6 protein-coding genes and 3 pseudogenes are annotated in these 4635 nt (G+C 59.8%); 2 read left to right on the top strand and 7 right to left on the bottom strand.

All coding sequences use genetic code 11. The features are described from left to right. A pseudogene (locus DQ405_RS24320) lies at nucleotides 1-363 on the top strand (phosphotransferase family protein); the annotation flags it as partial. A gap of 6 nt (nucleotides 364-369) precedes the next feature. Here DQ405_RS24320 and DQ405_RS28740 read toward each other — a convergent pair. Then, entirely contained in the window at nucleotides 370-495 is a 126-nt protein-coding gene (locus DQ405_RS28740) for a hypothetical protein (RefSeq protein WP_446730913.1), read from the bottom strand. Here DQ405_RS28740 and DQ405_RS24325 point away from each other — a divergent pair. Next, a pseudogene (locus DQ405_RS24325) lies at nucleotides 463-1154 on the top strand (SDR family oxidoreductase). The gene DQ405_RS28740 and the pseudogene DQ405_RS24325 overlap by 33 nt on opposite strands. Before the next feature lie 51 nt (nucleotides 1155-1205). On the opposite strand, the gene DQ405_RS27745 reads toward DQ405_RS24325, so the two are convergent. From DQ405_RS27745 to DQ405_RS27770, 6 genes and pseudogenes are all read right to left on the bottom strand, one after another. Further along, nucleotides 1206-1478, bottom strand: coding sequence for a hypothetical protein (locus DQ405_RS27745; RefSeq protein ID WP_235986459.1), 273 nt, complete (start codon nucleotides 1476-1478; stop codon nucleotides 1206-1208). Continuing rightward, entirely contained in the window at nucleotides 1441-2271 is an 831-nt protein-coding gene (locus tag DQ405_RS27750) for a hypothetical protein (RefSeq protein ID WP_241730173.1), read from the bottom strand. Before DQ405_RS27750 ends, DQ405_RS27745 begins: the two co-directional genes overlap by 38 nt. A 10-nt stretch (nucleotides 2272-2281) precedes the next feature. Next, a complete protein-coding gene (locus tag DQ405_RS27755) occupies nucleotides 2282-2938 on the bottom strand; it encodes a hypothetical protein (RefSeq protein WP_241730174.1) in 657 nt (218 codons plus the stop codon). Nucleotides 2939-2962: 24 nt separating this feature from the next. Beyond that, nucleotides 2963-3430 (bottom strand): hypothetical protein, encoded by a 468-nt coding sequence (locus DQ405_RS27760; RefSeq protein ID WP_241730175.1) that lies wholly within the window; start codon nucleotides 3428-3430, stop codon nucleotides 2963-2965. Continuing rightward, on the bottom strand, nucleotides 3366-4013 hold the full coding sequence (locus DQ405_RS27765) for a hypothetical protein (RefSeq protein ID WP_241730177.1): 648 nt from the start codon (nucleotides 4011-4013) through the stop codon (nucleotides 3366-3368). Before DQ405_RS27765 ends, DQ405_RS27760 begins: the two co-directional genes overlap by 65 nt. A 36-nt stretch (nucleotides 4014-4049) precedes the next feature. After that, nucleotides 4050-4635 (bottom strand): annotated as a pseudogene (locus tag DQ405_RS27770) (calcium-binding protein); the annotation flags it as partial.

Here is a 4635-nt window from a genome sequence, read left to right on the forward strand (position 1 = left end):
CTGGGAGCTGACCACCCTGGGCGACCCGTTGATGGACCTGGGCAACACCCTCGCCTACGAGTTACCGTACGACGGCGCCGGACCGGCGCCGTGCAACTGATGCGCCGCCAGCCGAGCAACGCCCCCGGTATGCTCACCCGCCGCCAGTTTGTCGACTACTACGCCGAGCGCTCCGGCATCCAGATCGACAATTTCGATTTCTATTACACCTACGGCCTGTTCCGCCTGGCCGGGATTGTGCAGCAGATCTACTACCGCTTCTTCCATGGCCAGACCCAGGACAAACGCTTCGCGCAGTTCATCCACATGAACAAACTGCTGGAGCAGATGAGCCTGAATGTCATCGGCAAATCAGCGCTCTGAGTGCAACTACAAGGAACCCTCATGTCCAAGACCAACCTGTTCGACCTCGATGGCAAGATTGCGTTTGTTTCCGGCGCCAGCCGTGGCATCGGTGAAGCCATCGCCAAGTTGCTGGCCCAGCAAGGCGCCCATGTGATTGTCTCCAGCCGTAAGCTGGAGGGTTGCCAGCACGTGGCCGATGCGATCATCGCCGAGGGCGGCAAAGCCACGGCCATTGCCTGCCATATTGGTGAAAATGGAAACAGATCACCCAGGTGTTCGCCGGCATTCGTGAACAGTTCGGCCGCCTGGATATCCTGGTCAACAACGCCGCCACCAACCCGCAGTTCTGTAATGTACTGGACACCGACCTGGGCGCATTCCAGAAGACCGTTGACGTGAATATCCGTGGTTACTTCTTCATGTCGGTGGAAGCCGGCAAGCTGATGCGCGAGAACGGCGGCGGCAGCATCATCAACGTGGCCTCGATCAACGGCATCTCGCCGGGCGTGTTCCAGGGCATCTACTCGGTAACCAAGGCCGCCGTGATCAACATGACCAAGGTGTTTGCCAAGGAATGTGCGGCCTTTGGAATCCGTTGCAACGCGCTGCTGCCGGGCCTGACCGATACCAAGTTTGCCTCGGCGCTGGTCAAGAATGATTCCATCCTGAAAATGGCCCTGGCCCAGATCCCGCTCAAGCGCGTGGCCGACCCCAGCGAAATGGCTGGCGCGGTGCTGTACCTGGCCAGTGATGCGTCGAGCTATACCACTGGGGTTTCGCTGAATGTGGACGGTGGTTTCTTGTCCTGACGCCCCAGGCGCCATCGGTGGCAGACGGGGCTGAGCCGTCTGCCATCAGACTCAGACTCGCACGCCGCTCATATCGATCTTGAATAGCACCAGTTTGCCGTCTGGCAGGGTCGCGCCAATCACCTTGAACAGCCGCTGACGGTCCAGCGCATCCGCTACCTGTTGCCTGGCCCCTGGATCACTGCGGTCCAACTTCTTCAACACGCGTCTAACCCAGCCATCCTCCATCTGGAAATGCTCATAGACCCTCTGCATGCTGACATTGCGCGGTTTGGCATGCTTGACCTCAAGCACGTAGACATCGCCCGCGGGCCCTTTGAACACCAGATCGAAAACCGTTTTGACCGCCACCGTAGGTTCCACCAGGGATGATTTGATAGCCATCATTGACCAGTAGTGCGCGGTACATCTTCTCATTGGCAAGCCCACGGCCCTTTGCATCCTGAATACTCAGCGTCTTCCAATGATCAAACAACGCTATTTCATCCGCGCGCCTTTGCCGATGGGGATAATGAAACTGGTCGTTGGCGGCCACTGCGTCGACATTGAACGAGCCCTCACGGCGTACCGCAACGGTGGCCATGCCTTGAAACGGATCAAACTGCACAATGCCCATGGGTAGGGCGAGGCCGTCGGCCTTGGCCTGTATCCCCTGTAACAGCCGACCATAGGGATAACCATGGGTCCAGATGTGCGTATCAATCTTGCGATCTTGCAGGTGCGCGGGTGCATTGCGGATAGCCGGGTTATCGAATGCAATCATCTGCCGCGCATACTGGCGCATGTAGCAGTACGTTTGCCTGTCCTGCGTCGACATCACGCCCTGGCTCATATCACTGGTAACAGTGGTGTAGCCCAGAACCTTGCGGGCCGCGCGAATGATGGCGCCGATGCTGCCCAAGCGCATCTCGGGCACCCACGAAGCACGGCTGCCACCGGTATCCAGGTAAACACCCGGCGCATGGCTGTGTGCATTGGGAATCATCTGGTATTTATTTCTCGTGCTATCAAGATCGACGCGAACCACTACGCCCCCCACCTCCAGATAGCTGGCGATTGAGTCACCAGAGATCTGAATGATGCCGTCTTCGGTGATGGCCCCGCTTTGCTGCCACACCCCACGCGCGTCAGGTACGTAAAGTTTGTTTATCGCCCGCTTTGAAGGACGCCAACGAGAACCGGGCATCGCCGTAGTAGCTCTGCCCGGCCATGACGTACTGTCTTTTCCCCTGGATAGCCGGCCCCGTCGTTGCGCCCCCACCTCGTGCATCGTAAAGCTGCAGATCCAACCGTGGATCCCGCGGCACGGGGGCGGCCATCGGCATCGACACCGGTGCACTGGCATGAGCCGCCGTCGTCACGCCGGTCCAGGTCCAAGTGCCACCCACTCTGCTGACAGCAGATGGGCTGGCCGCCAGTTGATGAGCCAAGCGCGGGTGATAAGTGCCGCTGGCCGGGTGATAGTCCACTTGCACTGTCTGCCCGGTATCCAGATCAATGTAACTGCGGCCGGCAGCCTGACGAATACCCTCGGCATTTGCGGGCCCAAGCGCATCGCCCGTTACCCACACTGCCTGCGGCGGCAGCGGCCCAGGCAGATCCAGCGCACTTATGTGCGCGACCCCAGGCGCGTCGCCGTGCCCGGTGTGCTGCACGCCTTGATTCACAGGTTGAAGGGAAGGAACCTGACGGCCATAGTCCCTGACCATGACGGTGTCGGCACCCAAGCCGATACGTGAGGGTGATACATGCGCGGTCCTGGGTGATTGAGGTTTTTGCTGCATAAAAAATCCCTTTTCAATGATCTATCAAACTGAATCGGCACCGATAAACCGCAGTTGCGCAGACGTCACAGTGCGCTGGGGATCAGCGTCCGCTCCCCAGCAATCGCGACCTGCATCGTAATGAATACCTGACACCGTACCGTCCTCCAGCTCAAGGCCGACGATACGCAACTGACGCACCATCACGGTCGTCCACTGGCGAGAACGGCGCAGCGCACCCAGTACCTCATCGATGCTCGAATAACGGCAAGCATCCAGTTGCACGAGGCAGATCGCGCCCAGGTCCTGGCGAATGTCGTACTGCTCGCCCTGCAGGGTGTGTACGCTGACCTGTTCCAGCGGTATCGAAGGGTCTGTCACGGGAGGCAGCAACACTGTCACGCTGCCAACGGTCAGCGTGTCGTTGATCAGGGCGATATGCGCCCGCTCAATCAACTCGCCAAGACCGGCGGTATTGATCCGCCAGAACGACGCATCCGCCGTTTTGGCCAATGCCTCCGGCGTGGACAGGGCAATCGTTGAGCCTGCGCTGGGCACGACCTCGTAGGTCGATGAGCGCCCCATCAGCGCATAAGGCCTCTGGTAATGGGGTGGTACAGGAATAACGACTTTYCTGTTGCACCGATTGCAACCAGATGCCCTTGGCGCTGTGCGGTCGAAAAAACCCGTGCACGCCGGGCTTTTCTATCAAGGCAGAGCTGCCGTCGAAGGTCTTGAACCCGGGCGAGGCACGGTCTTGGATATAGGATTGCTGGGCCGCCTGCACGCGGTATGAGACGCCGTCATTCATGACCAGCACGAATCGGCAGTCCAGCGTCAAGGCCACCGCGATGATGTTTGAGGTCACGTTGGTGCGCGCCGAAGAACGATCGCTGGCATAGTGGGCGAGGACCAATTGGCTGCCGTCGTTGAACCTGATGGTCAATCTCACGTCGCTGTAGGTCAGCGAATCGAAGCGTCCCCTCCTGCGCAGGGTCACGCGGTAGTGGGCCAAGGCCTGGAGAATTTCCCGCGACGAATAGTCCACGTACAGCACGCACGCGGTGGTGTCGCCCTTGAGGCGAACATCGAGCACCTTTGCACCTGGCCCGCGTTTCGACGAACCCACGCGTTAGAACGCCCATGGGGCACCACGAACGTTGCCAGCGCCCAACACCTTGTCCAGGCTGACGTCCTGGCCGCCCGCTCTCACGGCAACGGTGACGTTAGTGTCCTCGCTGCCCATCAACACCGGTTCAAGGATCGGCTCAAGCGTATAGCCGTCCTCCGTGAGAAACAGCAGGTTGTGCGTGTTCAAGCGGCGCTGCTCATCACTGGACGTATAGAGCCGCTCAAGCTTGATGACTTGCTCCGGCAGTTCGCCGTCCACGCCCCTCCACGCCACGATGACCAGCGCACAGCCCTGGATACGCCAACTGCTGATAGACGCCAACGGCCAGCGCATCTCAATCACAGAGCCCTCGGCCCAGTCCTGCTCATGCAATGTCACCGCGCCAGGGTTGCTGGCAATCACATAACGGTCTTTGCCCGCCCCACCGTCCACCCAGGCGCCAGCGCCCAGCACAATCACTGTATCGTTGCCCTCTGCGGCTTCGATCCGATCGTTGTGACCGGCGGCGACCAGGGTATTGGCCTGTGCTGAACCCTTGAGATGGTTGGCAAGCCCGGTTGGGGTGTAGATATTTTCTATCGAGTCC

The sequence above is a fragment of the Pseudomonas sp. SST3 genome (assembly GCF_003325755.1).

Bases quoted from the DNA above. Each gene is read 5' to 3' on its own strand.
- DQ405_RS28740 (WP_446730913.1), bottom strand. From the start codon at position 495: ATGGGCGCCTTGCTGGGCCAGCAACTTGGCGATGGCTTCACCGATGCC.
- DQ405_RS27755 (WP_241730174.1), bottom strand. From the start codon at position 2,938: ATGCAGCAAAAACCTCAATCACCCAGGACCGCGCATGTATCACCCTCA.